Below are 26996 nucleotides of genomic sequence, written 5' to 3'. Positions count from 1 at the left end.
GACTCAAGCGTGGCTGGTCTCATCCCGTACCGCCCGGCCTTCCTGATCAGTAGCGGTAGTGGTCCGGCTTGTACGGGCCTTCTACCTCGACGCCGATGTATGCGGCCTGCTCCGGGCGGAGCTCGGTCAGCTTGACGCCGAGCGAGGCCAGGTGCAGGCGCGCGACCTTCTCGTCCAGGTGCTTGGGCAGCACGTAGACGTCGGTCGGGTACTGAGACGGCTTGGTGAACAGCTCGATCTGCGCCAGCGTCTGGTCCGCGAACGAGTTGGACATCACGAAGGACGGGTGACCGGTCGCGTTGCCCAGGTTCAGCAGGCGGCCCTCGGACAGGACGATCAGCACCTTGCCGTCGGGGAACGTCCAGGTGTGCACCTGGGGCTTCACCTCGTCCTTGACGACGCCGGGGATCCTGGCCAGCCCGGCCATGTCGATCTCGTTGTCGAAGTGCCCGATGTTCCCGACGATCGCCTGGTGCTTCATCCTGGCCATGTCCGCGGCCATGATGATGTCCTTGTTGCCCGTCGTGGTGATGAAGATGTCGGCCTTGTCGACGACCTCCTCCAGCGTCGTGACCTGGTAGCCGTCCATCGCCGCCTGAAGCGCGCAGATCGGGTCGATCTCCGTGATGATCACACGGGCGCCCTGCCCGCGCAGGGACTCGGCGCAGCCCTTGCCGACGTCGCCGTAGCCGCACACGACCGCCGTCTTGCCGCCGATCAGGACGTCGGTGGCGCGGTTGATGCCGTCGATCAGGGAGTGGCGGCAGCCGTACTTGTTGTCGAACTTCGACTTCGTCACGGCGTCGTTCACATTGATCGCCGGGAACAGGAGGTCGCCGTCGCGCATCATCTCGTAGAGACGGTGGACACCCGTCGTGGTCTCCTCCGTCACACCACGGATCTCCGAGGCCAGCTGCGTCCAGTCGATCGAGGTGGTGCCCAACAGGCGGAGGATCACCGCGAGTTCGTCCTGGTCGGCGGTGGACGGGTCGGGCACCGAGCCCGCCTTCTGGTACTCCACGCCCTTGTGCACCAGGAGGGTGGCGTCGCCGCCGTCGTCCAGGATCATGTTCGGGCCGCCGGTGGGGGTGTTCAGCCAGGTCAGCGCCTGCTCCGTGCACCACCAGTACTCCTCAAGGGTCTCGCCCTTCCAGGCGAAGACGGGGATCCCGGCGGCGGCGACGGCCGCGGCGGCGTGGTCCTGGGTGGAGAAGATGTTGCAGGAGGCCCAGCGGACCTCGGCGCCGAGGGCGACCAGGGTCTCGATCAGCACGGCGGTCTGCACCGTCATGTGCAGCGAGCCGGTGATACGGGCGCCGGCCAGCGGCTGCGTGGCGGCGTACTCCTTGCGGATCGACATCAGACCGGGCATCTCGTGCTCGGCGAGAGTGATCTCCTTGCGGCCGAAGGCGGCGAGGGAGAGGTCGGCGACCTTGAAGTCGGTGAAGTCAGCGGGTGCCTGCGAGGGCATGGGTGCTCCTGTGAGTTGTGTGCTGGGGGGCGCGAGCGGCGGCCCGGACGGCTCGGGGGGCCGGGGCCGCCCACCGGCTCGCGATGTTCTGGTGGATGTCGAGGGTCGCCGTCGACTTGTTGAGGGTGATGTAGTGCAGGCCCGGGGCACCCTCCGCCAGGAGCCGCTCCGCCATGGCGGTGGCGTACTCGACGCCGATGCGATGCCCGTCGGCCGGGTGGTCGCGGGCGGCCTCCAGGCGCGAGGCGAGGGCAACGGGGAAGCGCGCGTCGCTCAGCTCGGCGAACCGGCGGACCTGGCGGATGTCGGTGGCGGGCATGATCTCGGGGATGACGGGGGTCGGGCAGCCCGCCTCGGCCAGCCGGTCCCGCAGCCGCAGGTAGTCCGTCACGTCGAAGAACATCTGCGTGATCGCGTAGTCGGCTCCGGCCCGGCACTTGGCCACGAAGTGACGGATGTCCTCGGTCCAGTCGGGTGAGCGCGGGTGCCGTTCGGGGAAGGCCGCGACACCCACACTGAAGTCGCCCAACTGCCCTATCAGACGCACGAGTTCATGGGCGTGGGTGAAACCCTGCGGGTGGGGGGTCCAGATGCCCTTCGGGTCGCCCGGCGGGTCGCCGCGCAGCGCGAGCACGTCCCGGATCCCCGCGTCGGCGTACTGGCCGATGATGTGCCGCAGTTCCGCCACGGAGTGCCCGACGGCGGTCAGGTGGGCCACCGGGCGCAGGGTGGTCTCGGTGGCTATCCGCTTGGTGACCTCGATAGTGCGGTCCCGCGACGATCCGCCCGCCCCGTAGGTGACGGAGACGAACGCCGGGGCGAAGGCCTCGATCCGGCGGATGGCGTTCCACAGGGTGCGCTCGCCCGCGGCGGTCTTCGGCGGGAAGAACTCGAAGGAGAAGGTGGGACGGCCATCGGCGAGGATCTCGCGCAGGGTCGTCATGCCCGGCCTCCGGCATTGAAGTATCCGGCTTCGGGGTGGTGGATGACGATGGCGTCGGTGGACTGCTCCGGGTGGAGCTGGAACTCCTCGGAGAGATGGACGCCGATCCGCTCAGGTCCGAGCAGGTCCGCGATCTTCGCGCGGTCCTCCAGGTCGGGACAGGCCGGGTAGCCGAGCGAGTAGCGGCAACCCTGGTACTCGGTACGGAACATGCCGTCCAGGGACGTGGGATCACCCGCCGCGATGCCCAGTTCGCAGCGCACCCGGGCGTGCCAGTACTCGGCGAGCGCCTCGGCCAACTGGACGGACAGGCCGTGCAGTTCGAGGTAGTCGCGGTAGGCGTTGGCCTCGAAGAGCTTGGCGGTCTCCTCGCCGATGCGGGAGCCGACCGTGACGACCTGGAGGCCGACCACGTCCACCTCTCCCGACTCCTCGGGGCGGAAGAAGTCCGCGAGGCACAGCCTGCGGCCCCGGTGCTGGCGCGGAAAGGTGAAGCGGGTGCGTTCCGAGCCGCGCTCGTCGAGCAGGATGAGGTCGTCGCCCTTGGACACGCAGGGGAAGTAGCCGTGGACCACGGCCGCTTCGAGGAGGCTCTCGGTGTGCAGGCGGTCGAGGAGCCCGCGCAGCCGGGGCCTGCCCGCGGTCTCCGCCAGTTCCTCGTACGAGGGGCCGCCGCGGGCCTGCTTCAGACCCCACTGGCCCTTGAACAACGCGCCTTCGTCCAGCCAGGACGCGTAGTCCTTCAGGGCGATGCCCTTGGTGACGCGGGTGCCCCAGAACGGCGGGGTGGGGACGGGGTTGTCGGTGGCCACGTCGGACCGGCCCCCGTCGGACGGCTCCTCGACCCGGAGGGCCGCCACGTCCCGTCGGAGGACGCGGCGTTGCTTGAGCTCGGGCAGGGTGGCGCCCGGCACTCCGCGCCGTACGGCCATGAGGGCGTCCATGAGGCGCAGGCCTTCGAAGGCGTCGCGGGCGTAGCGGACTTCGCCCTCGTAGATCTCGTGGAGGTCCTGTTCGACGTAGGCGCGGGTGAGGGCCGCGCCGCCGAGGATGACGGGGTACTCCGCGGCCAGCTTGCGCTGGTTGAGCTCCTCCAGGTTCTCCTTCATGATCACCGTCGACTTCACCAGCAGGCCGGACATTCCGATCACGTCGGCGCGGTGCTCCTCGGCGGCCTCCAGGATCGCGGAGACGGGCTGCTTGATGCCGAGGTTGACGACGTTGTAGCCGTTGTTGGACAGGATGATGTCGACAAGGTTCTTGCCGATGTCGTGGACGTCGCCGCGCACGGTGGCCAGGACGATGGTGCCCTTGCCCTCGGCGTCCGACTTCTCCATGTGCGGCTCCAGGTGGGCCACGGCCGCCTTCATGACCTCGGCGGACTGGAGCACGAACGGCAGCTGCATCTGGCCCGAGCCGAACAGCTCCCCGACCACCTTCATGCCGGCGAGCAGGGTGTTGTTGACGATGTCGAGCGCGGGAGTGTCCTGGAGGGCCTCATCCAGATCGGCCTCAAGACCGTTCTTCTCGCCGTCGATGATGCGGCGCTGGAGGCGCTCGTCCAGCGGCAGCGCGAGCAGTTCCTCGGCCTTGCCCGCCTTCATCGACTTCATGTTGACGCCCTCGAACAGCTCCATCAGCCGCTGCAACGGGTCATAACCCTCCGCGCGGCGGTCGTAGATCAGGTCCAGGGCGACCTTGACCTGCTCCTCCTCCAGGCGCGCGATCGGCAGGATCTTCGAGGCGTGCACGATCGCCGAGTCCAGGCCGGCCTTGACGCACTCGTCCAGGAACACGGAGTTGAGCACGACGCGGGCGGCCGGGTTGAGGCCGAAGGAGATGTTGGACAGGCCGAGCGTGGTCTGCACCTCGGGGTGACGGCGCTTGAGCTCGCGGATCGCCTCGATGGTGGCGACACCGTCCTTGCGGGACTCCTCCTGGCCGGTGCAGATGGTGAAGGTGAGGGTGTCGATGAGGATGTCCGACTCGTGCACCCCCCAGTTCCCGGTCAGATCGGCGATCAGCCGCTCGGCGATGGCGACCTTGGTCTCGACGGTGCGGGCCTGGCCCTCCTCGTCGATGGTGAGCGCGATCAGCGCCGCACCGTGCTCCACCGCCAGTTCGGTCACCTTCACGAACCGCGACTCCGGTCCGTCACCGTCCTCGTAGTTGACCGAGTTGATGACCGCCCGCCCGCCCAGCTTCTCCAACCCCGCCCGCAACACCGGCAGTTCGGTCGAATCCAGCACGATCGGCAGCGTCGACGCGGTCGCGAAGCGGCCGGCCAGTTCGGCCATGTCGGCCACGCCGTCGCGGCCCACGTAGTCGACGCACAGGTCGAGCATGTGGGCGCCCTCGCGGATCTGGTCCCGGGCCATCTCCACACAGTCGTCCCAGCGGCCCTCCAGCATCGCCTCCCGGAACTTCTTCGACCCGTTCGCGTTCGTCCGCTCCCCGATCGCCATGTACGCGGTGTCCTGCCGGAACGGCACGGTCTGGTAGAGCGAGGCCGCACCCGGCTCGGGTGCCGGGTGCCGAGCGGGCGGGGTCAGGCCGCGGACGCGTTGCACGATGGCCCGCAGGTGCTCGGGCGTCGTTCCGCAGCAGCCGCCCACCAACGACAGGCCGTGGTCGCGGACGAAACCCTCCTGGGCGTCCGCCAGTTCGGCCGGGGACAGCGGGTAGTGGGCGCCTTCCTTGGTCAGGACGGGCAGGCCCGCGTTCGGCATGCAGGACAGCGGGATGCGCGCGTTGCGCGCGAGGTGGCGCAGGTGCTCGCTCATCTCGGCGGGGCCGGTGGCGCAGTTCAGGCCGATCATGTCGATGCCCAGCGGTTCCAGAGCGGTCAGCGCGGCCCCGATCTCCGACCCCAGCAGCATCGTCCCGGTGGCCTCCACGGTCACCGAGCAGATGAGGGGGACGTCGAGGCCGAGCGCGGCCAGCGCCCGGCGGGCGCCGATCACCGCGGCCTTCGTCTGGAGCAGGTCCTGGGACGTCTCGACGAGCAGCGCGTCGGCGCCGCCGGTCAACAGCCCCTCCGCGTTGGCCTGGTAGGCGTCACGGATGGTTGCGTACGCGATGTGGCCGAGGGTCGGCAGCTTGGTGCCGGGACCGATGGAGCCCAGTACCCAGCGCTGCTGTCCGGTGGAGGCGGTGAACTCGTCGGCGACCTCGCGGGCGATCCGCGCGCCGGACTCCGACAGCTCGAAGACCCGCTCCGGGATGTCGTACTCGCTCATCGCCGCGAGGTTCGCGCCGAAGGTGTTGGTCTCGACGCAGTCCACACCGACCGCGAAGTACGCCTCGTGGACCGTGCGCACGATGTCGGGCCGGGTCACGTTCAGGACCTCGTTGCAGCCTTCGAGGTCCTGGAAGTCCTCCAGGGTGGGGTCCTGCGCCTGCAGCATCGTGCCCATCGCACCGTCGGCCACCACCACCCGGGTGGCGAGCGCCTCGCGCAGGGCGGCCGCCCTGCCGGCCGGGCCGGTCCCCGCCGTGCTCACAGCGCTCTCGCCAGGTGCGGGGCGAACTCCGCGGCCGCCTCGGGCCCGTAGGCGAGGGTGAGCCTGAGCGCCAGCTCCGCGCGGTCGAGTACGTACTCCTGTGTCCCGACCCGCTCCAGCACGGTGGTGGCGAGCGCGCTGCCCAGCTGGGCCGCCCGCTCCAGCGGGAGGCCCCAGGCGGTGGCGGCGAGGAAGCCGGAACGGAAGGCGTCGCCGACCCCGGTGGGGTCCGCCGCGGCGGTGGTGGGGACGCTCGGGATCTCCAGGGTCGGCCGGTCCGCACGCCGGATGCGGGAGCCCGCCGCGCCGAGGGTGGTGACCCACCTGCGGGTACGGTCCAGCACCTGGCGCTCGGTCCAGCCGCTGCGCTCCAGGAGCAGCGCGGACTCGTACTCGTTGGTGAAGAGCGTGTCCGCGCCGTCGACCAGAGCGCGCACCTCCTCCCGGTCGAGCCGGGCGAGCTGCTGCGAGGGGTCGGAGGCGAAGGGGATGCCGAGCTCCCGGCACTCGCGGGCGTGCCGCAGCATGGCCTCGGGGTCGTTAGGGGAGACCAGGACGAGGTCGAGCTCGCCCGCCCGCTCGGCCACCGGTGCCAGGGCGATGGTGCGTGCCTCGGCCATCGCGCCCGCGTAGAAGGTGGCGATCTGGTTGTGCTCGGCGTCCGTGGTGCAGACGAACCGGGCGGTGTGGTGGGCGGGGAAGACGTGCACCGACTCGGTGTCCACGCCGTGCTCCTTGAGCCAGACCTCGTACGCGCCGAAGTCGCTGCCCACGGCCCCGATCAGGATCGGGCGCAGGCCGAGCAGGCCGAGCCCGAAGGCGATGTTCGCGGCCACTCCCCCACGGCGCAGGTCCAGGCTGTCCGCCAGGAAGGAGAGGGAGACGTGCTCCAGGCGGCCGGCCACGAGCTGGTCGGCGAACCGGCCGGGGTAGACCATCAGATGGTCGGTGGCGATGGAGCCGGAGAGAGCGATGCGCATGGCGTGGGCCTTCCTCGGTCGGTCAGATGCGGGCGGCGGCGCGCAGGGCGTCCACGCGGTCGGTGCGCTCCCAGGTGAAGTCCGCCAGCTCACGGCCGAAGTGGCCGTAGGCGGCGGTCTGGGCGTAGATCGGGCGCAGCAGGTCGAGGTCGCGGATGATCGCGGCCGGGCGGAGGTCGAAGACCTCGGCGACGGCCCGCTCGATCCTGGCCGCCGCCACCTTCGCGGTGCCGAAGGTCTCGACGAACAGGCCGACCGGCTCGGCCTTGCCGATGGCGTACGCGACCTGCACCTCGCAGCGGTTCGCGAGGCCCGCGGCGACGACGTTCTTGGCGACCCAGCGCAGGGCGTAGGCGGCCGAGCGGTCGACCTTGGAGGGGTCCTTGCCGGAGAAGGCGCCGCCGCCGTGCCGGGCGTAGCCGCCGTACGTGTCGATGATGATCTTGCGACCGGTCAGGCCCGCGTCGCCCATCGGCCCGCCGATCTCGAACCGGCCGGTCGGGTTGACCAGAAGGCGGTAGCCCTCGGTCTCCAACTTGATCCCGTCTGCGGCGAGTTGGGCGATGACCTGTTCCACGACGTGTTCGCGCACGTCCGGCACGAGGAGGCCGTCGAGGTCGATGTCCGCGGCGTGTTGCGAGGAGACGACCACGGTGTCGAGGCGGACGGGGGTGTCGCCGTCGTACTCGATGGTGACCTGGGTCTTGCCGTCGGGGCGCAGGTACGGGAGCGTGCCGTTCTTGCGGACCTCGGTCAGGCGGTGCGCGAGCCGGTGCGCGAGGTGGATCGGCAGCGGCATCAGGGCGGGGGTCTCGTCGCAGGCGTAGCCGAACATCAGGCCCTGGTCGCCGGCGCCCTGCCGGTCCAGTTCGTCCCCCTCCTCGCCCGCGGCGGTACCGACCCGCTGCTCGTACGCGGTGTCGACGCCCTGCGCGATGTCCGGGGACTGGGCGCCGATGGACACCGAGACGCCGCAGGAGGCACCGTCGAAGCCCTTGGCGGAGGAGTCGTAGCCGATGGCCAGGACGGTGTCCCGGACGAGCTGGGCGATGGGGGCGTACGCGGTGGTGGTGACCTCGCCGGCGATGTGCACCTGGCCGGTGGTGATCAGGGTTTCGACGGCAACGCGGGAGGCGGGGTCCTGGGCGAGGAGCGCGTCGAGGACGGTGTCGCTGATCCGGTCGGCGATCTTGTCGGGGTGGCCCTCGGTCACGGACTCCGAGGTGAACAGACGGCGCGACATGAAATCTCTTCTCCACTGGTGGGGGCGGGGCTGGTGGGGGCAGGGCGAGTGAGGGCGGGGCTGGTGAGGGCGAGCGGGGCCGGCTCAAGGAGCGTCGAGTCGGGTCCTTGCAAGGCGCTAAAGCGGTCATCGGCCCGGGCTGAAGCGGCGAGCGGAGGCCCACGAGCCGGGGGCCCGGTAGGTGCGGTCGTAGCCCCAAGTGGCCTCCGGGGCAGGGGTGGTGGCCCGGTCCGGACGGGCGCCGCCGCGCACCACGGCCAGCAGGGCCAGTGTCACGGCGGCGGTCTGGTACGCGTCGGGGCGGCCCCGGACGAAGCGCAGGACGTGCAGCTGCTGCTCCGGGGTGAGGCCGTCGGGCGGCGACGCGGCGGGGGGCTCGGCGCCGGGCTCGGGGTCAGCCGCGCCCGCTGGAGCGGGGGGTTGTACGGCGGGCGCGGCGGCGGGCTCGGCGGGGGCGGGGGCGGCCCACGTGGTGGGCTCGTCACGGGTCACGGCAGGAAGCACGGCAGTGGTCATGGCGCGTCCCATCCGGGTGCGGGTTCAGACCGCCCAGGCGAGGGCGGCGGGGGCGGGGTGGTCGCGGGTGTCGTCGGTGGCGCACCACAGGTCGGGTCGTCCGGGCAGCCCGTGCAGTACGCGGGCCAGCACCAGGGTGGCCAACGCACCACGCGGCAGGGCGAGTTGCTCGGAGCACTCGGTGGCGTCGGCCGCGAGCAGGCTGAGCACGGCGGTCGGCCGCGCCTCGGTCACGGCCTCGGTGAGCCGGGCGGCGAGGGCCTCCTCGTCAGCCACGGCCGCGAGGTCGACGGTGCGGGTGAGGACCGGAGTACCGTCGGCGCTGAGCGCCTCGACCGCCGCGACGCAGAAGGGATCGTCGACGAGCGCCGCGGGTACCAGCGCCAGTCGGCGGCCCTCCGTACGGTCCGGCGCAGCGGGCTCCCAGGCGAGCAACTGGCGTTCGCTGACCGCGGGTTGGAGCGCGCCGAGCCAGTAGGACTGGCGCTGGAAGGCGTACGTGGGCAGGTCGACGGGGTCCTCGCCGGGCGCGGCCGCCCGTGCGGTGGCGGCCCAGTCGACCGGCGCCCCGTGGACGTAGGCGTCGGCGAGCGGTGCGAGGACCGAGGACGGGTGCACGAGCGTCACCTCGGGGCCTCGCTCCGCGGCGCGGGAGACCTCGGGGCGGGCCTCGTGCGGGGTCGCGGCGGGCCGCTCCCCGCGGGCGACGGCACGGGCGGCTCCGTCGAGGGACAGGCTGCCGCCCGCGTGCGCGGCGGCGGCCTCCCGCGCGGGGTCGCCGTGGTCCCCGGCGACCGCGAAGTGGTCGGGGCGCACGCCCAGTTCGGCCCACAGGTGCAGCAGCGCCACGCAGACGGCGAAGCGGGCGCACCGCTCGGTGGTCGGGTCGGTCATCGCGCCGTCCGGATCGAGGACGGACTCGATCACCGGGGCGCCGGTGTGTGCGCCGAGAGCACGGGCGCACTCCCTCAGACGCTCGCGAAACACCGGTGAGCCCTCGGCGAGCAGCGTGGCCGTGCGGCGCCAGTCGCTGCCGGGGGCGGGCAGGACGTAGCCGATCCGCTCGTCACCGGCCGCGCCGAGCATCACGTGCGGCGAGGGCCGGCCCGCTGCCAACGCCCGTAGACCGGCTTCGAGTTCGGCGCGCGAGGTGCCGAGGACCACGGCTCGCAGGCCGAGGTCGGCGCGGCCGCGGGCCAGCGCCCTGGTGATCGCCGCGTCGGACGTGCCGGGGTGGGCGAGGCTGAACTCCAGGAGCCGGGAGGCCTGGGCGCACAGTGCCTCCGGGGTGCGCGCCGAGAGGGGCCACGCACACTCCGGGGTGCGCAGCGCGGGGGCGGCGGTCCCGGCCGGGGACGGGGCGCCGGACGCGGCATCGGCCTGGGCGGCGGCGGAACCGGGGGCGGCCGGGGAGTCGGGGGTCGAGGCCGGGGGCGTCGGGTCGTCGGTGGCGGGGGTGGCCGGGTTCTCGTTCGCCGGGTGGGCCGCCGGCGCCTGTTCCAGGATGACGTGGGCGTTGGTGCCGCTGATACCGAAGGAGGAGACGGCCGCGCGGCGCGGCCGCCCCGTCTCGGGCCAGGGCCGGGGCTCGGTGACCAGTTCCACCGCGCCGCTGTCCCACTCCACGTTCGGGGTGGGCGCGTCCACGTGCAGGGTCTTGGGGACGAGGCCCGCGCGCAGCGCCATCACCATCTTGATGACGCCGCCCACTCCGGCCGCGGCCTGGGTGTGGCCGATGTTCGACTTGAGGGAGCCGAGCAGCAGCGGCTCGCCCGTCCGGCGCTTGCCGTACGTGGCGAGCAGGGCGCCCGCCTCGATGGGGTCGCCGAGCCGGGTACCGGTGCCGTGCGCCTCGACCACGTCCACGTCACCGGGCCCGAGCCCCGCGCGCTCCAGTGCCTGGCGGACCACCTTCTGCTGCGAGGGGCCGTTGGGGGCGGTGAGCCCGTTGCTGGCGCCGTCCTGGTTGACGGCGGAGCCCTTGAGCACGGCGAGCACGCGGCGGCCGTGGCGGACGGCGTCCGAGAGCCGTTCCAGCACCAGCAGACCGACGCCCTCCCCCCAGCCGGTGCCGTCCGCGCCGGCCGCGAACGCCTTGCAGCGGCCGTCGGGTGCCATGCCCCGCTGGCGGGAGAACTCCACGAACACGCCGGGCGCGGCCAGGACGGTGACGCCGCCCGCGAGGGCCAGGGTGCTCTCGCCGGAGCGCAGCGACTCGGCCGCCAGGTGCAGGGCCACCAGGGAGGAGGAGCAGGCCGTGTCGACGGTGACGGCCGGGCCCTCCAGGCCCAGCACGTACGCGATGCGGCCCGAGGTCACGCTGGCGGTGGTGCCGGTGAGGAGGTGGCCGTCGGTGCCCTCCCACGGCTGGTGCAGTCGGGGCCCGTAGTCCTGCGCGATGGCGCCGACGTAGACGCCGGTGCGCGAGCCGCGCACCGACAGCGGGTCGATTCCGGCCCGCTCCAGGGCCTCCCACGAGGTTTCGAGGAGCAGCCGCTGCTGCGGGTCCATCGCGACCGCCTCGCGCGGCGATATGCCGAAGAACTCGGCGTCGAAGCGGTCGGCGTCGTGCAGGAATCCGCCCTCGAAGGCGTACGAGCGGCCGGGCCGGTCGGGGTCCGGGTCGTAGAGGTTGTCGGTGTCCCAGCCCCGGTTGTCGGGGAGTTCGCTGAGCGCGTCGCGGCCCTCGGCGACCAGGTCCCACAGGTCCTCGGGAGAGGCGGTGCCGCCCGGGTAGCGGCAGGCCATGCCGACGATGGCGATCGGTTCGGTGCGGCGCAGCTCCGTCTCGCGCAACCGGCGCTTGGTCTCGCGCAGTTCGGTGGTGGCCCGGCGCAGATAGTCGCGGAGCTTGTCCTCGGTGGCGCTGGCGCCGTGTGGTCCGTTCCCCATCGTCGGATACGGCCTTTCTCGCTTGAGGTGTGTCGCTTGAGGGAGGTGGAGAGGGGTCAGAGCAGGTCGAGTTCGCCGTCGAGGGTGGCGAACAGCTCCTCGTCGGTGGCGGTGCGCAGGTCGTCGCCGCCGTCGGCGTCCGCTCCCCCGGCGGGCTCGTCCCAGCGCTGGACCAGGGCGCGCAGCCGGGCACCGATGTCGTGCCGGGCCGCCCGGTCGGGGGCGGTGGCGAGCAGGGCCTCGGCCTCGGCCTCCAGGCGGCGCAGCGCCGCCTCGTCGATGCCGCCGCCGTCCTCGGGGACGGCCGCACCGTCGAGCGCCAGCTCCTCGTACAGGAACTCGGCGAGGGCGGCGGGGGTGGGGTGGTCGAAGACCAGGGTGGCGGGCAGTTTCAGGCTGGTGGCGGCCTTGAGGCGGTTGCGCAGTTCGACCGAGGTGAGCGAGTCCGAACCCAGCTCCTTGAAGGCGCGGTGCGGGCCGACCGCGGCGGGCGAGGCCTCGCCGAGGACCACGGCGGCGTGTTCCCGCACCAGGTCGAGCAGGACGCGTCGGCGCTCCGCCTCGGGCAGCGGCGTCAGCCGGTCGGCCAGAGCCGCTCCCACGGCCGCCGTTCCCGCCTCGGCCCGTCTGCGTGCGGGGCTGCGGACCAGGCCGCGCAGCAGGGCGGGGGGCTCCGCCCCGGAGGCGGCCAGGCCCCGCGTGTCGAGCCGTACGGGTACCAGCGCGGGACGGTCGGCGGCCAGGCCCGCGTCCAGCAGGGCCAGGGCCTCCTCGGTGGGCAGGGCGGCGACGCCGGTACGGGCGAGCCTGCGCAGGTCCTTGTCGCCGAGGGTGCCGGTGAGGGTGCTGGTCTGCGCCCACAGCCCCCAGGCGAGGGACACGGCGGGCAGTCCCTCGGCGCGCCGGACGGTGGCCAGGGCGTCGAGGAAGGCGTTGGCGGCGGAGTAGTTGGCCTGGCCCGCCGTGCCGAGGGTGCCGGCGGCGGAGGAGAAGAGCACGAACGCGGCGAGGTCGAGGTCACGGGTCAGCTCGTGCAGGTGCCATGCGGCGTCGGCCTTGGGCCGCAGCACCCGGTCCAGCTGCTCGGGGGTGAGCTGTTCGACGGCGGTGTCGTCGAGGGTGCCCGCCGCGTGCACCACCGCGGTGAGCGGGTGCGCGGGGTCGACGGTGGCCAGGGTGGTGGCGAGCGCCTCGCGGTCGGCGGCGTCGCAGGCGGCGACGGTCACCCGGGCGCCCAGGGCGGTGAGTTCGGCGGCGAGGGCGTCCGCGCCGGGTGCCCGATGGCCCTGTCGGCTCGTCAGAAGCAGGTGACGCACGCCGTGTTCGGTGACCAGGTGGCGGGCGACGAGGGCGCCGAGGGTGCCGGTGCCGCCGGCGATGAGGGCCGTGCCGTGCGGGTTCAGGGAGCGCGGGACGGTGAGGACGAGCTTGCCGGTGTGGCGGGCCTGGCTCATGTGGCGGAAGGCGGCCGGGGCCCGGCGGATGTCCCAGGCGGCGGTCGGCAGTGCCGTCAGCGTGTGGTCGGCGAGCCGGGCCATGACCTCGGCGAGCATGTCCCGTACCCGCTCGGGGGCGACGGTGTTGAGGTCGTAGGCGTGGTAGGCGCGGCCCGGGTGGTCGGCGGCGACCCGGCGCGGGTCGCGTATGTCGGTCTTGCCCATCTCGATCTGCCGGCCCGCCGGGGCCAGCAGGCGCAGCGACGCGTCGACGAACTCACCGGCGAGGGAGCCGAGGACGATGTCCACGCCCCGGCCGCCGGTGGCGCGCCGGATCCCGTCCTCGAAGGCGAGGGAGCGCGAGTCGTGGATGTGGGCCTCGTCGAGTCCGGCGGCGCGCAGCACCTCCCACTTGCCGCGGCTCGCGGTGGCGTACACCTCCGCGCCGAGGTGGCGGGCGAGCTGGACGGCGGCCATGCCGACGCCACCGGCCGCGGCGTGCACCAGCACGGTGTCGCCCGGCCGGATCCCGCCCAGGTCGACCAGACCGTAGTACGCGGTGAGGAAGGCGACCGGCACCGAGGCGGCCCGGGCGAAGCTCCATCCCTCGGGGACGGGGGCGAGCAGGCGGTGGTCGGCGATCGCGAGTGGGCCGAACCCGTCGCGGACCAGGCCGAGTACGCGGTCCCCCGGGGCCAGTCCCACCACGTCGGGCGCGGTCTCGACGACCACGCCCGCGGCCTCGTAGCCGAACCGGTCGCGGTCCTCCTCGATCATGCCGAGGGCGAGCACCACGTCATGGAAGTTGAGGCCCGCGGCGCGGACCGCGATCCGCACCTGGCCCCCGGCGAGCGGGGCCCGCGCCTCGGGGGCGTCGGCGAAGGCCAGGCCCTCCAGGCTGCCCTTGTCCCGCGACACCAGACGCCAGGCGTCGGTCCCGGGGACGTCCGGCGCCGCGTCGTCGGCGGCCCGGGTCAGTCGCGGCAGGTGGAACCGACCGCCGCGCAGGGCGAGTTCCGGCTCGGTTCGCAGCAACGTGGCCAGCACGGCGGGCAGTTCGCGGGCATCGGTGGGGCGGTCGAGGTCGAGCAGGGCGAAGCGGCCGGGGTGTTCGCGCCGGGCGGAGCGTACGAGACCCCAGAGCGCGGCGCCGGTCAGGGAGGCGGGGCGCTCGTGCGGGCCGGTGGCGACGGCTCCCCGGGTGACCAGGACGAGGGGCACGTCGGTGAGCACCTCGTGGGCGAGCCAGTCCCTGATCAGGCCCAGGGCTGCGGTGAGTTCGGCGTGCGCGGCGCGGGCCGGGTTTTCGCCGGGCAGCGGGGCGGAGGTGGCGACGGGGGCGAGCACCGCGGCGGGCGCCGGGCCACCCCCGGCGAGCGCGTCCACCAGGGCGGGCACGGTGGCGTGGTGGTCCTCGGCGGGGCCGCCGAGGCCATGGCCGGTGCCGAGCACGGCGAGCGGCGCGGGGGTCCCGCCGGGCGCGGCAGGGGGGGCAGGCTCGTCCAGCGGGGACCAGGTCACCGCGTACAGGGAACGCCGGGCCCCGGCGTCGTCCGCCGTCGTCAGCGCGCCGGGGGCGAGGGCGCGTACGGACAGCGAGTCGGCCGTGAAGACGACGGACCCGGCCGGGTCCCAGGCGGTCAGGCCCACGGTGTCGTCGGCGTTGCGGGTCAGGCGCACCCGCAGGCGGGTGGCTCCGGTGGCGTGCACCCGGACGCCGGACCAGCCGAAGGGCAGCACCACCTGCCCGGTGCCCGCGCCCTCGGGACCGCGCACGATCAGCGGGTGGAGGGCGGCGTCAAGGAGCGCGGGGTGCAGGGTGAAGTCTCCGGTCTCGGCGTGCCGCGCCTCGGGGAGGGTGACCTCCGCGTACAGGTCCGCACCCTGGTGCCATGCGGCGGTCAGCCCCCGGAAGGCGGGCCCGTAGGCGTATCCGGCCTCGGCGAGGCGGTCGTAGGCGCCCTCGGTGTCGATGCCTTCGGCTCCGCGCGGCGGCCAGATGGCGGGGGCGGCCGGGGCGGGGCCGCCGGGTCCGTCGACGGCGATCCGGCCCCCGGCGTGGTAGGTCCACTCGGCGTCGGGCGCGTCCTCGCGGCGCGAGTGGACGGCCACGGCTCGGCCGCCGTCGGCGTCGGGGGCGGCGATGACGCACTGGATGCGCAGGCCGCCCTCGCGGGGCGCCACCAGGGGCCTGGCGAGGTCGAGTTCGTCGATCAGGTCGCAGCCGACGTGGTCGCCGGCCCGCACGAGGAGTTCGAGGAGCGCGGTGCCGGGGACCAGGACGGTGCCGTGGACAGCGTGGTCGGCGAGCCAGGGGTGGCTGTGCAGGGAGATCCGGCCGGTGAGCAGGGTGCTGCCGTCCTCGGCGTTCTCGGCCGCGGCGCCCAGCAGCGGGTGGTCCAGCGGGACGAGGCCGAGGCCGGCCGCGTCGGCGGCGGTGGCGGGCGCGTCCAGCCAGTACGGCGCGCGCTGGAAGGCGTACGTGGGCAGCTCGACCGGGTCACCGTGCTGGGCCGGGGCGCCGAGCACGGCCGTCCAGTCCAGGGGCAGGCCGTGCGCGTGCGCGCGGGCCAGCGAGGTGGCCAGGCGCACCGGGCCGCCGTCGTCGCGGCGCAGGGTCTCCACGGCCACCACGTCGTGCCCGGCGGCCTCCGCGATCTCCTGGATGGCTCCGGTGAGCAGGGGGTGCGCGGTGGGCTCGACGAAGACGCGGTGGCCGTGCTCGATGAGGGTGCGGACGCCGTCGGCGAAGCGGACCGTCCGGCGCAGGTTGCGGTACCAGTACGCGGCGTCGAGGGCGGTGCCCTCCAGGGCCTGGCCGGTGACGGTGGAGTAGAAGGGGATGCGGGTGGGCCGTGGCGCCACCGGCGCGAGCGCGTCCAGGAGTTCGGCCTCGATCGGGGCGACGTGATCGGTGTGGGAGGCGTAGTCCACGGCGACGCGACGGGACCTGACGCCCTGCGCCTCCCACGCCGCGAGCAGTGCTTCCAGGGGCGCGGGGCGACCGGCCACGACGGTGGTGGCGGCGCCGCTGACGGAGGCGATCTGGATCTCCGTCTGGCCTTCGAGGAGTTCGGCCACCCGGTCGGCGGGCAGCATCACGGAGGCCATGGCGCCGCTGCCGGCCAGCCGTTCGCGGGTGATGAGGCTGCGCAGGGCGACGATGCGGACGGCGTCGTCGAGGGAGAGCGCGCCGCTGACGTAGGCGGCGGCTATCTCGCCCTGGGACTGGCCGATCACGGCGGCCGGGCGGATGCCGGCGGCGCGCCACACCTCGGTGAGGCCGATCATGACGGCGAACAGGGCGGGCTGGACCACGTCGACGCGCTCCAGGGGCGGTGCGTCGGGCGCGCCGCTCAGCACCGCGGTCAGGGACCAGTCGACGTGGCGGGTCAGCGCCCTTTCGCACTCCTCGACCGCGGTGCGGAACACCGGTGAGGACGCGAGGAGTTCACGGCCCATGGCGGGCCACTGGGCGCCCTGGCCCGGGTAGACGAACACCGGTCGGCCGCCGGTGGCCTCGGCGTGGACCAGGTGCGGGGACGCGGCGCCCGCGGCGAGCGCGGCCAGCGCCGCGGTGAGCTCCGCGCGGTCCGCGCCGATGGCCACGGCCCGGTGGGAGAGGGTGGCTCGGGTCGAGACGAGCGCGTGGGCGATGGCGGCGGGGTCCGTCTCGGGCCGGGCCTCGGCGAACTCCACCAGCCTGGCGGCCTGCCCGGCCAGGGCGGCGGTGCCGCGGGCGGAGAGCGGCCACAGGTGCGGGCCGCCCGTGAACAGCGGGGTGCCGGTGCCGGGCACGGACGGGGTGGGCGCGGGCGCGGATGCTGCGGGCACCGGAGCCGTTGCCTGCGCGGGCCCGACCGCCACGGACGTGGGGGCGGGGGCGGGTGCGGATGCGTTCGGTGCCGGGGCGGGTGCCGGGGCCTGTTCCAGGATGACGTGCGCGTTGGTGCCGCTGATGCCGAAGGAGGAGACGGCGGCGCGGCGCGGGCGGCCGGTCTCGGGCCAGGCCACGGTGTCGGTGACCAGTTCGACGGCGCCGGACGTCCAGTCGACGTGCGGGGTCGGCGCGTCCACGTGCAAGGTCTTGGGGACCACGCCCGCGCGCAGCGCCATCACCATCTTGATGACGCCGCCGACCCCGGCGGCGGCCTGGGTGTGGCCGAGGTTCGACTTGAGGGAGCCGAGCAGCAACGGCCGCTGGGCGGGCCGCTCCTGGCCGTAGGTGTCGAGCAGCGCCTGGGCCTCGATGGGGTCGCCGAGCCTGGTGCCGGTGCCGTGCGCTTCGACGGCGTCGACCTCGCCGGGGGCGAGGCCCGCGTCGGCGAGGGCCTGGCGGATCACCCGTACCTGGGAGGGGCCGTTGGGGGCGGTGAGCCCGTTGCTGGCGCCGTCCTGATTGACGGCGGAGCCGCGGACCACGGCCAGCACGCGATGGCCCCCGCGCACCGCGTCCGAGAGGCGCATGAGGACGAGCAGGCCCACGCCCTCGCCCCAGCTCGTGCCGTCGGCGCCCGCCGCGAAGGCCTTGCTGCGGCCGTCGGGAGCCAGGCCCCGCTGGCGCGAGAACTCCAGGAAGATCGTCGGGGTGGGCATCACGGCCGCGCCCCCGGCCAGGGCGAGGCCGCACTCGCCGCGGCGCAGCGACTGGACGGCCAGGTGCAGGGTGACGAGGGAAGAGGAGCAGGCGGTGTCCACGGTGACCGCCGGGCCCTCGAGTCCCAGGGTGTACGCGATGCGGCCGGACGCCACGCTGGAGGAGCCGCCGGTGACGGCGTAGCCCTCGTACTCCTGCGGCAGCTGGCCGAGGCGGGCGGTGTAGTCGTGGTACATCAGGCCGACGAACACGCCCGCGTCGGTGCCGCGCAGCGCCGTCGGGTCGATGCCCGCCCGCTCCAGCGCCTCCCACGTGGTCTCCAGGAGCAGCCGCTGCTGCGGATCCATCGCGGTCGCCTCCCGGGAGGAGATCCCGAAGAAGCCCGCGTCGAACGCGGCGGCCCCGTGCAGGAAACCGCCTTCCTTGACGTATGACTTCCCGGGCCTGCCGGGCTCCGGGTCGTACAGGCCGTCCACGTCCCAGCCCCGGTCGGCCGGGAAGCCGCCCATCGCGTCGGTGCCGGTGGCGACCAGGTCCCACAGGTCCTCGGGGGACTCCACCCCGCCGGGGAAACGGCAGCCCATGCCCACCACCGCGATCGGCTCGTGCCGGCGCTCGTCGTGCTCGCGCAGCCGCTGCCGGGTGGCGTGGAGGTCGGTGGTGACCTTCTTCAGATAGTCGCGAAGCTTGTCCTCGTTAGCCATCCGACCGAACACTCCTCATGAGATGCCGAGTTCGCTTTCAATGAACTGGAAGATTTCGTCGTCGCTCGCCGACTCGATGGCCGCGAGGACGGGTTCGTCCGCCGGTCGCGCCCCGACCGCCAGGGGCTGGACGGACGGCACGGGCGGCACGGGCGCGGGTGCCGGGGCGGGGGTGAGCTTGGCCAGGATCCGCTCGGTGACGGCCGCCGGGGTGGGGCAGTCGAAGAGCAGGGTGGCGGGCAGCCGCAGACCGGTGGCCGCGTTCAGCCGGTTGCGCAGGTCGACCGAGGTGAGCGAGTCGAAGCCGAGCTTGCCGAAGACCCGTTCGGGGTCCACCTTCTCGGCCGAGCCGTGGCCGAGTACCACGGCCGCGCAGTGGCGGACCAGGTCGAGCACCAGGTCGCGGCGCCCCTCGGCGTCCAGCGGGCCGAGCCGTTGGGCGAGTCCGCCGCCGTCGGCGGGGGTGGCGGGGCCGGCCTGGGCCGCCTCGGTCCGCCGGGCGGGGACGCGCACCAGGCCGCGGAACATCGGCTGGGGCGCGGTGCCGTCGGCGGCCCGGCGGCGCGGGGCCGCCGTGTCCAGGGCGACCGGGACGAGCAGCGGCGCGTCGGCCACGAGCGCGGCGTCCAGCAGCCGCAGGCCGTCGGCGGTGGACAGCGGGGCGACTCCCGAGCGGGCCATCCGGGCCAGGTCGGCCCCGGTCAGCTCGCCGGTCATGCCGCTGGCCCGCTGCCACAGGCCCCAGGCCAGGGAGAGGGCGGGCAGCCCCTGGGCCCGGCGCAGGTGTGCCAGGGAGTCCAGGAAGACGTTGGCCGCCGCGTAGTTGGCCTGGCCGCCCAGGCCCAGGGTGCCCGCGACCGAGGAGAACAGGACGAAGGCCGACAGGTTCCGTTCGCGGGTGAGCTCATGCAGGTGCCAGGCGGCGTCGGCCTTGGGACGCATCACGCGTTCGACGTGTCCGGCGGTCAGGGAGGGCACGGTCGCGTCGTCGAGCAGACCCGCCGCGTGGATCACGGCGGTCAACGGGTGGGCCGGGTCGATCGCGTCCAGGGTCCGGGCGAGGGCGTCGCGGTCCGCGGCGTCACAGGCCACCACCTGGGCGCGGGCGCCCAACTCGGCCAATTCCGAGACGAGTTCGGCCGCACCGGCAGCCGCCGACCCCTGACGACTCGTCAGTACGAGCTGTCGTACGCCGTGTTCGGTGACGAGGTGGCGGGCCACCAGGGCGCCGAGGGTGCCGGTCCCGCCGGTGATCAGGACCGTTCCCTCAGGGTCGAGTGCCGGGGCGTCGCCGGGGGCCGCGTCCGGTGTCCGTGCGCGGGTCAGGCGCGGTGCGTAGGCGATGCCCTCGCGCAGGACGAGCTGGTGCTCGGCGCGCTCGAAGGCCGCGGTGACCGCCGCGTGGAGGGCGGCCGCGGAGGCGTCCGCCGGACCGCTCGCGTCGGTGTCGAGCAGGAGGCTGCGGTCCGGGTACTCGCTCTGCACGGTGCGCAGCAGGCCCCAGGCGGCGGACTCGGCGAGGCCGGCGCATCCGTCCTCGGCGCCGGTGGCGACGGCTCCGCGGGTGAGCGCCACGAGCCGGGTGGCGGCCAGCCGTTCGTCGGCCAGCCAGATCTGGACGGTCGCCAGTAGTTCCTGGGTCAGGTGGCGCGCGGCGGTGGCCGGGTCGGCCGCCGCGGGGGCGGTCACCGGCACGAAGAGCAGGTCGGGCGGAACCTCCCCGGCGTCGAGGCCGGCGAGCAGGGCGGCCGGCGTCGGGTGGGCGGTGGCCGCGCCGAGGCCCGGCACGGCTTCGGGGACACCGAGTACGGCCAGGCGGGCAGCGGACGTTCCGGTCCCGGCCTCGGGCAGCGGGACGGGAGCCCACTCCACGGCGAACAGGTGCTCGGTACCGCGCCCGCCGCTCACCAGCCGCTTCGGGTCCACCGGCCGCATGACCAGGGACTCGACCTCGGCGACGGGGGTCCCGGTGACATCGGCGACGGCCATCTGGACGGCGCCGCCCTCCGTACGCGTCATCCGGACGCGCAGGGCGGTCGCGCCGTGTGCGTACAGCCGGACGCCGTGCCACGCGAAGGGCAGCAGGGGGCGGCCCGCCTCCTCGGCGTCCCGGGCCTCCTGACCGCCGGGGGCGCAGGGCGCGGCGAGCAGGCCGATGGCGTGCAGGGCCGCGTCGAGGGCGGCCGGGTGGATCCCGAACCCGGTCTCCGCGGCCTGGGCCGCGGGCAGGGCGACCTCGGCGTACACCTCGCCGTCCCCCTGCCAGGCGGCGCGCAGCCCCTGGAAGGCGGGCCCGTACTCGTAGCCCTGCGCGAGGAGTTCGGCGTACCGGGTGGAGAGGTCCACCGGCCGGGCGCCGGCCGGCGGCCAGAGCGGGTCGGCGGCGGGCGCCGGGGTGCCGGGCACCAGCCAGCCCGTGGCGTGCCGGGTCCAGGGATGGTCCCCGGGCTCCCCCGGCGCGGGCTCCGGCCGGGAGTGCACGGAGACGGGGCGGCGGCCGGTGGCGTCGGTGTCCCCGGCGACGACCTGGAGCCGGACGGGCTGCCCGTCGGTGAGCACCAGGGGCGCGTGCAGGACGAGTTCGTCGAGGCAGGGGTGGTCGAGCCGGGTGCCGGCGTGCAGCGCCAGGTCGACGAAGGCGGTGCCGGGCAGCAGGGCGGTTCCAAGGACCGCGTGGTCGGCGAGCCACGGGTGATCGCGCAGGGCGAGGGTGCCGGTGAAGACGACCGGGCCGCCGTCGGCGAGGTCGAGGCGGGCGCCGAGCAGGGGGTGGCCGGCGCTCTCCAGGCCGAGGTCCGTGGCGGCGGTGGCCGGGCGGGGCTGGTCCATCCAGTACCGCTCGCGCTGGAAGGCGTAGGTGGGCAGGTCGATCCGGCGCGGGGCGGCCTGGGCGTGCAGGGCGTTCCAGTCGACGGGGAGACCGCGGACGTGGGCGGCGGCGGCCGAGGCGGCGAAGCGGTCCAGGCCGCCGTCGTCGCGGCGCAACGAGCCGGTCACGAGCAGGGGTTCGGTGCCGGTGGCCTCCTCCACCGTCTCCTCGATGCCGGTGGTGAGCACGGGGTGGGCGCTGACCTCGATGAAGCAGCGGTGTCCTGCCTCGGCGAGCAGGGCGACGGTCTCCTGGAAGCGGACGGCGCCCCGGAGGTTGCGGTACCAGTACGAGGCGTCGAGCGGCTGGTCGCCGATCCGGGCGCCCAACAGCGTGGAGTAGAAGGGGATGTCGGGGGCGCGGGGGGTGACCGGGGCGAGGGCGGCCAGGACGCCGTCGCGGATCTCCTCGACGTACGCGGAGTGCGAGGCGTAGTCGACAGGGATGAGGCGGGCCCGGCCGCCGTCGTGGCGGATCTCCTCGACGAACGCGGCCAGCGCCTCGGGCTCGCCCGAAAGGACGGTGGAGTGGGGGCTGTTGAAGGCGGCGACGTTGAGCAGGCCACCCCGGTCGGCAATTCGCCGGGTCACCTCGTCGGCGGGCAGCGCCACCGAGGCCATGCCACCACGACCGGCGAGCCGGTGGGCGATCTCGATGCTGCGCAGGGCCACCACACGGGCCGCGTCGTCCAGGCCGAGCGCGCCGCTCACACAGGCGGCGGCGATCTCACCCTGCGAGTGGCCGACCACCGCGGTCGGCGTCACGCCCCAGGAGCGCCACAGCGCGGCCAGCGAGACCATCACGGCGAAGGAGACCGGCTGGACCACGTCCACCCGGTCCAGGCCGGGCGCGCCCTCGGCGCCGCGCAGCACCTCGGTCAGCGACCAGTCCACATACCGGGAGAGGGCTGCCTCGCACGCTTCGATCGCGGCACGGAACACCGGTGCGCTGTCGAGGAGTTCGCGTCCCATGCCGGTCCACTGGTGGCCCTGGCCGGGGAAGACGAACACGGCGCCGTCGGTGTCGCTCTCGGGGCCCGTACTCCCCCGCGTGACGGCGGGCGACTCCGCTCCGGTGGCCACGGCCGCAAGGGCGGCGGCCAGTTCTTCGCGGGCCGCGCCGACGACCACGGCACGGTGCTCGAAGCCCGCGCGGGTCACCGCGAGGGAGTGGGCGACGTCGGTGACGGCGGGGGCCTGGTCCGTGGTGAGGCGGTCCGCCAGCCGGGTCGCCTGGGCGCGCAGGGCCTGCTCGGAGCGGGCCGAGAGGACCAGGGCCGCGAGCGCTCCGGGCGGGCGCCCCGCGTCGGCGGGCGGGGCCGGGTCGGCGGCGTCGGGGGCCTGTTCGAGGATGAGGTGGGCATTGGTGCCGCTGATGCCGAAGGAGGAGACGGCGGCGCGGCGCGGACGGCCCGTCTCGGGCCAGGGCCGGGCCTCGGTGAGCAGTTCGACCGCGCCCGCGGACCAGTCGACGTGCGGGGTGGGCTCGTCGATGTGCAGGGTCTTGGGGGCGAGCCCCGCCCGCAGCGCCATCACCATCTTGATGACGCCGCCGACCCCGGCGGCGGCCTGGGTGTGGCCGAGGTTCGACTTGAGGGAGCCGAGCAGCAACGGCCGCTGGGCGGGCCGCTCCTGGCCGTAGGTGTCGAGCAGCGCCTGGGCCTCGATGGGGTCGCCGAGTCTGGTGCCGGTGCCGTGGGCCTCGACGACGTCGACGTCCGCGGGGCCGAGCCCGGCGCGGTCGAGGGCCTGGCGGATCACCTTCTCCTGGGCGAGGCCGTTGGGGGCGGTGAGGCCGTTGCTGGCGCCGTCCTGGTTGACGGCGGAACCGCGCACGACGGCCAGCACGCGGTGGCCGTTGCGTACCGCGTCGGACAGGCGCTCCAGGACGAGCAGGCCCACGCCCTCGCTCCAGCTGGTGCCGTCGGCGCCCGCCGCGAAGGCCTTGCTGCGGCCGTCGGGGGCCAGGCCCCGCTGCTGGCCGAACTCCACGAAGATGCCCGGCGTGGGCATGATCGCGGCGCCGCCGGCCAGGGCCAGCGAGGATTCGCCCGCGCGCAGGGACTGGACGGCCAGGTGCAGGGCCACCAGCGACGAGGAGCAGGCCGTGTCGATGGTGACGGCCGGGCCCTGGAGGCCGAGGGTGTAGGCGATGCGGCCGGAGGCGACGCTGGTGGAGGTGCCGGTGAGCAGATACCCCTCGGCGCCCTCGGAGCCTTCGTGCAGGCGCGGGCCGTAGTCCTGTGCCATGGCGCCGACGAACACGCCCGCGTCGGTGCCGCGCAGCGTCGTCGGGTCGATGCCCGCGCGCTCCAGCGCCTCCCAGGAGGTCTCCAGGAGCAGCCGCTGCTGCGGGTCCATCGCGGTCGCCTCGCGCGGGGAGATGCCGAAGAAGCCCGCGTCGAACGCGGCGGCCCCGTGCAGGAAACCGCCCTCCTTGACGTACGACCTGCCGGACCGGCCGGGCTCCGGGTCGTAGAGCCCGTCCACGTCCCAGCCCCGGTCGGCCGGGAAGCCGCCGACCACGTCCGCGGCCGAGGCGACCAGGTCCCACAGGTCCTCGGGGGATTCCACGCCGCCGGGGAAACGGCAGCCCATGCCCACTACCGCGATCGGGTCGGCGTGGGGGTCTTCGGGGGCCGATCCGTTCTGGGCGTCCTCGGACGCGGAGGGGGCGGACGGCACGGCGGCGCCGGGGAGTTCGGGCGCGCACGGCGCGGAGGGGACCGCGGTGTCGGGCAGTTCGGCGAGTTCGGCCGCGAGGTGGGCGGCCAGGGCCTGCGGGGTGGGCCACTGGTAGACGAGGGTAGTGGGCAGTTTGAGCCCGGTGGCCGCCTGGAGACGGTTGCGGAGCTCGACCCCGGTGAGGGATTCCACGCTCTGGTTCTTGAAGGTGACGGCCGGCTCGACCGCTTCCGGCCCGGCCAGGCCGAGTACGGCGGCGGTGGTGGCCCGCACCAGGCGCAGCAGGCGGCGCCCGCGTTCGGCGGGCCCGCCGAGTGCCGCCAACTCCCTTACCAGCGGCGGTGGTTCGACGATGTCCTGACCGGCGGCGGGGGTGCCGGGCGAGGACGGCGGGACCGGCGTCGCGGCGGCGTCGTCCGTTTCGAGCTCGGCCAGCCAGTGCCGCCGGCGCTGGAAGGCGTAGGTGGGCAGGTCCACGCTCCGCGCGCCGGGGAAGGCGGCGCCGAAGTCCACCGGCAGTCCGCGGGTGTACGCCTCGCCGAGCGAGGTCAGGAACCGGCGTGGGCCGCCGTCCTCGCGGCGCAGCGAGCCCACCGCCGCGACGCCGGTGCCGTGCTCCTCGGCGATGGCCTGCACGGCCGTGGTGAGCAGGGGGTGGGGGGAAGGCTCGACGAAAGCGGTGTGGCCGTCGGCGAGCAGGGCCTCGACGGTCTCCTGGAAGCGGACGGTGCCGCGCAGGTTGCGGTACCAGTACGTGGCGTCCAGCGGCTCGTCGTCGAGCCGGGTGCCCAACAGCGTGGAGTAGAAGGGGATGTCGGGGGTGCGGGGGGTGACGGGGGCGAGCGCCGCGAGGAGTTCGGCCTCGATCTCCTCCACGTACGCGGAGTGCGAGGCGTAGTCCACGTCGATCCGGCGGACCCGGACGTCCTCCCGCTCGAGGTCGGCGGCCAGCGCGTCGAGCAGCGCGGGGTCCCCGCACACCACCGTGGCGGACGGGGCGTTGACCACCGCGATCTCCACCCCGGCGAAGCGGCCGCGCAGCCGTTCGGCGACGGCGGCGGCGGGCAGCGCGACGGATGCCATCGCCCCGCGCCCGGCCAGTCGGCGCCCGATGACGGCACTGCGCAGGGCCACCACGCGGGCCGCGTCGTCCAGGCTGAGCGCGCCGCTCACACAGGCGGCGGCGATCTCGCCCTGGGAGTGGCCGACCACCGCGGTCGGCGTCACGCCCCAGGAGCGCCACAGCGCGGCCAGCGAGACCATCACGGCGAACAGGGCGGGCTGGACCACGTCGACCCGGTCCAGGGACGGCGCGCCCGCGGTGCCGCGCAGCACCTCGGTGAGCGACCAGTCCACGTACCGGGAAAGGGCCGTCTCGCACGCCGCGATCTCGGCGCGGAACGCCGGTGCGCCGTCCAGGAGTTCGCGGGCCATGCCGGTCCACTGCGAGCCCTGGCCCGGGAAGACGAACACGGCGCCGGTCGTGTCGGGCCCGGCGGCGCCCCGCACCACCGCGGCGGATTCCTCGCCCGCGGCGAGGGCGGTGAGGCCCGCGGTCAGCCCGGCCTCGTCCGCGGCGACCACCACGGCGCGGTGCGCGAAGGCGGTACGGGTCAGTGCCAGGGAGCGGCCGAGGTCGCCGGGGGTGAGGCCGGGGCGGGCGGCGCGGTGCGCGAGCAGCCGGGCGGCCTGGGCGCGCAGCGCCGGCTCGGTGCGGCCGGAGAGCACCCAGGGGGTGCCGGCGCCGGTCAGGGCGGGGGCGGCGGGGCTCGCGCCCCGCTCGCGTTCGGCCGGGGCGGGCGCCTCGGTGAGGATCAGATGGCAGTTGGTGCCGCCCATGCCGAAGGAGGAGACCCCGGCCGCGCGGACCCGGCCGGCCCGCGTCGGCCAGGGCGCCCGCCCGGTCTGCACCGCCAGGCCCAGCCGGTCCAGCGGGATCGCCGGGTTGGGCTCCTCGTGGTCGAGGGTGGCCACGAGCTCGCCGTGGGCCAGGCACAGGGCGGTCTTGACCAGGCCGACGATGCCCGAAGCCCCTTCCAGATGGCCGACGTTGGTCTTGACCGACCCCACGGCGAGCGGCCTTCCGGGCGCGCGGCCCGCGCCCAGCGCTGCCCCGAGGGCGCCGGCTTCCACGGGGTCGCCGACCGGGGTGCCGGTGCCGTGCAGCTCCACGTACCCGATCTCCTCGGGCCCCAGGCCCGAGCGGCGCAGCGCGGTGCGCACGAGCTGCTCCTGGGCGTCGCGGTCGGGCGCGGTCAGGCTCGCGCCGCCTCCGTCGTTGTTGACCGCGCCGCCGCGGATGACGCAGTGCACCCGGTCGCCGTCGGCCAGCGCGTCGGCGAGCCGCTTGAGGACGACGGTGGCCCCGCCCTCGCCGCGTACGTAGCCGTGGGCGCGGGCGTCGAAGGTGTGGGTGCGGCCGTCGGGGGAGAGCGCGCCCATCCGCTCCATGGCGAGGGTGCTCTCCTCGGCGAGGATGAGGTTGACGCCGGTCGCCACGGCGAGGGTGGACTCGCCGCGGCGCAGGCTCTCGCAGGCGAGGTGGACGGCGAGCAGCGAGGAGGACTGGGCGCTGTCCACGGTCAGGCTGGGTCCGCGCAGTCCCAGGAGGTAGGACAGCCGGTTGGCGGTCATGGCCCGGTGGAGTCCGGCGGCCGTCAGACCGCTGATGGCCGCCGGGCCGGTGCGGCGCACCAGGGTCGCGTAGTCGTCGTTGATGACGCCGACGAAGACACCGGTGCGTGTGCCGCCGAGCCGGTGCGGCACCAGGCGGGCGTCCTCCAGTGCCTCCCAGGCCAGTTCGAGGGCGAGCCGTTGCTGCGGGTCCATCGCGTCGGCCTCGCGGGGGGTGATCCCGAAGAACTCCGCGTCGAACTCGTCCTTGCCGGTGAGGAACCCGGCCCACCGCCCGGTGCGCCCGTCGCGCGTGACGGCCGATGTGCCGCTCCTGAGCAGTCGCCAGAAGGCGTCCAGGGAGGCGGCTCCGGCCACCCGGCAGGACATGCCCACGACGGCGATGGCCTCGCGGTCGGCGGTGCCGTCGCCGGCCCGGCCGGGGGCGGCGGTCTCCTCGTCGGTCAGCATGTGAACTCGTGTCCCCTCGTCTCGGGCCTGGCGGTACGGGTGCGGGTGCGGTGCGGGCAGGGGTGTGGGGGGTG

8 protein-coding genes and 1 pseudogene are annotated in these 26996 nt (G+C 74.5%); all 9 read right to left on the bottom strand.

Going from position 1 to position 26996, the window contains the following annotated elements:
* Nucleotides 1–46 precede the first annotated feature (46 nt).
* The 9 genes and pseudogenes from ahcY to ACGF3I_RS11135 all read right to left on the bottom strand — a co-directional run bounded on the left by ahcY (nucleotide 47) and on the right by ACGF3I_RS11135 (nucleotide 26922).
* Nucleotides 47–1471 (bottom strand): adenosylhomocysteinase, encoded by a 1425-nt coding sequence (gene ahcY / locus ACGF3I_RS11175; protein ID WP_393130463.1) that lies wholly within the window; start codon nucleotides 1469–1471, stop codon nucleotides 47–49.
* On the bottom strand, nucleotides 1449–2414 hold the full coding sequence (gene metF, locus ACGF3I_RS11170; protein WP_393130461.1) for a methylenetetrahydrofolate reductase [NAD(P)H]: 966 nt from the start codon (nucleotides 2412–2414) through the stop codon (nucleotides 1449–1451). The genes ahcY and metF overlap by 23 nt, the downstream gene beginning before the upstream one ends.
* A complete protein-coding gene (metH, locus tag ACGF3I_RS11165) occupies nucleotides 2411–5917 on the bottom strand; it encodes a methionine synthase (protein ID WP_393130460.1) in 3507 nt (1168 codons plus the stop codon). The genes metF and metH overlap by 4 nt, the downstream gene beginning before the upstream one ends.
* Nucleotides 5914–6897 carry a carbohydrate kinase family protein gene (locus tag ACGF3I_RS11160; protein ID WP_393130458.1) on the bottom strand — a complete coding sequence of 328 codons (984 nt, stop codon included), beginning with the start codon at nucleotides 6895–6897 and terminating at the stop codon, nucleotides 5914–5916. The genes metH and ACGF3I_RS11160 overlap by 4 nt, the downstream gene beginning before the upstream one ends.
* A 22-nt stretch (nucleotides 6898–6919) precedes the next feature.
* Nucleotides 6920–8140 (bottom strand): methionine adenosyltransferase, encoded by a 1221-nt coding sequence (metK, locus tag ACGF3I_RS11155; protein ID WP_393130456.1) that lies wholly within the window; start codon nucleotides 8138–8140, stop codon nucleotides 6920–6922.
* A 126-nt stretch (nucleotides 8141–8266) separates the two neighbouring features.
* Nucleotides 8267–8656: an acyl-CoA carboxylase epsilon subunit gene (locus ACGF3I_RS11150; RefSeq protein WP_393130454.1), complete on the bottom strand. Its 390-nt coding sequence runs from the start codon at nucleotides 8654–8656 to the stop codon at nucleotides 8267–8269.
* A 702-nt stretch (nucleotides 8657–9358) separates the two neighbouring features.
* Nucleotides 9359–11548, bottom strand: a pseudogene (locus tag ACGF3I_RS11145) (type I polyketide synthase); the annotation flags it as partial.
* 56 nt (nucleotides 11549–11604) lie between these two features.
* Nucleotides 11605–18297: an SDR family NAD(P)-dependent oxidoreductase gene (locus ACGF3I_RS11140; protein ID WP_393130452.1), complete on the bottom strand. Its 6693-nt coding sequence runs from the start codon at nucleotides 18295–18297 to the stop codon at nucleotides 11605–11607.
* 3 nt (nucleotides 18298–18300) lie between these two features.
* Nucleotides 18301–26922, bottom strand: coding sequence for a type I polyketide synthase (locus ACGF3I_RS11135; protein ID WP_393130450.1), 8622 nt, complete (start codon nucleotides 26920–26922; stop codon nucleotides 18301–18303).
* Between the last annotated feature and the right edge of the window lie 74 nt (nucleotides 26923–26996).

This window comes from Streptomyces sp. NPDC048111, from assembly GCF_043202815.1.
Taxonomy (GTDB): domain Bacteria; phylum Actinomycetota; class Actinomycetes; order Streptomycetales; family Streptomycetaceae; genus Streptomyces.
This window is presented reverse-complemented; position numbering and strand designations above follow the sequence as displayed.

Coding starts and splice junctions, on each gene's coding strand:
- metF (WP_393130461.1), bottom strand. CDS start 2,414: ATGACGACCCTGCGCGAGATCCTCGCCGATGGCCGTCCCACCTTCTCC.
- ACGF3I_RS11135 (WP_393130450.1), bottom strand. CDS start 26,922: ATGCTGACCGACGAGGAGACCGCCGCCCCCGGCCGGGCCGGCGACGGC.
- ahcY (WP_393130463.1), bottom strand. CDS start 1,471: ATGCCCTCGCAGGCACCCGCTGACTTCACCGACTTCAAGGTCGCCGAC.
- ACGF3I_RS11150 (WP_393130454.1), bottom strand. CDS start 8,656: ATGACCACTGCCGTGCTTCCTGCCGTGACCCGTGACGAGCCCACCACG.
- metK (WP_393130456.1), bottom strand. CDS start 8,140: ATGTCGCGCCGTCTGTTCACCTCGGAGTCCGTGACCGAGGGCCACCCC.
- ACGF3I_RS11160 (WP_393130458.1), bottom strand. CDS start 6,897: ATGCGCATCGCTCTCTCCGGCTCCATCGCCACCGACCATCTGATGGTC.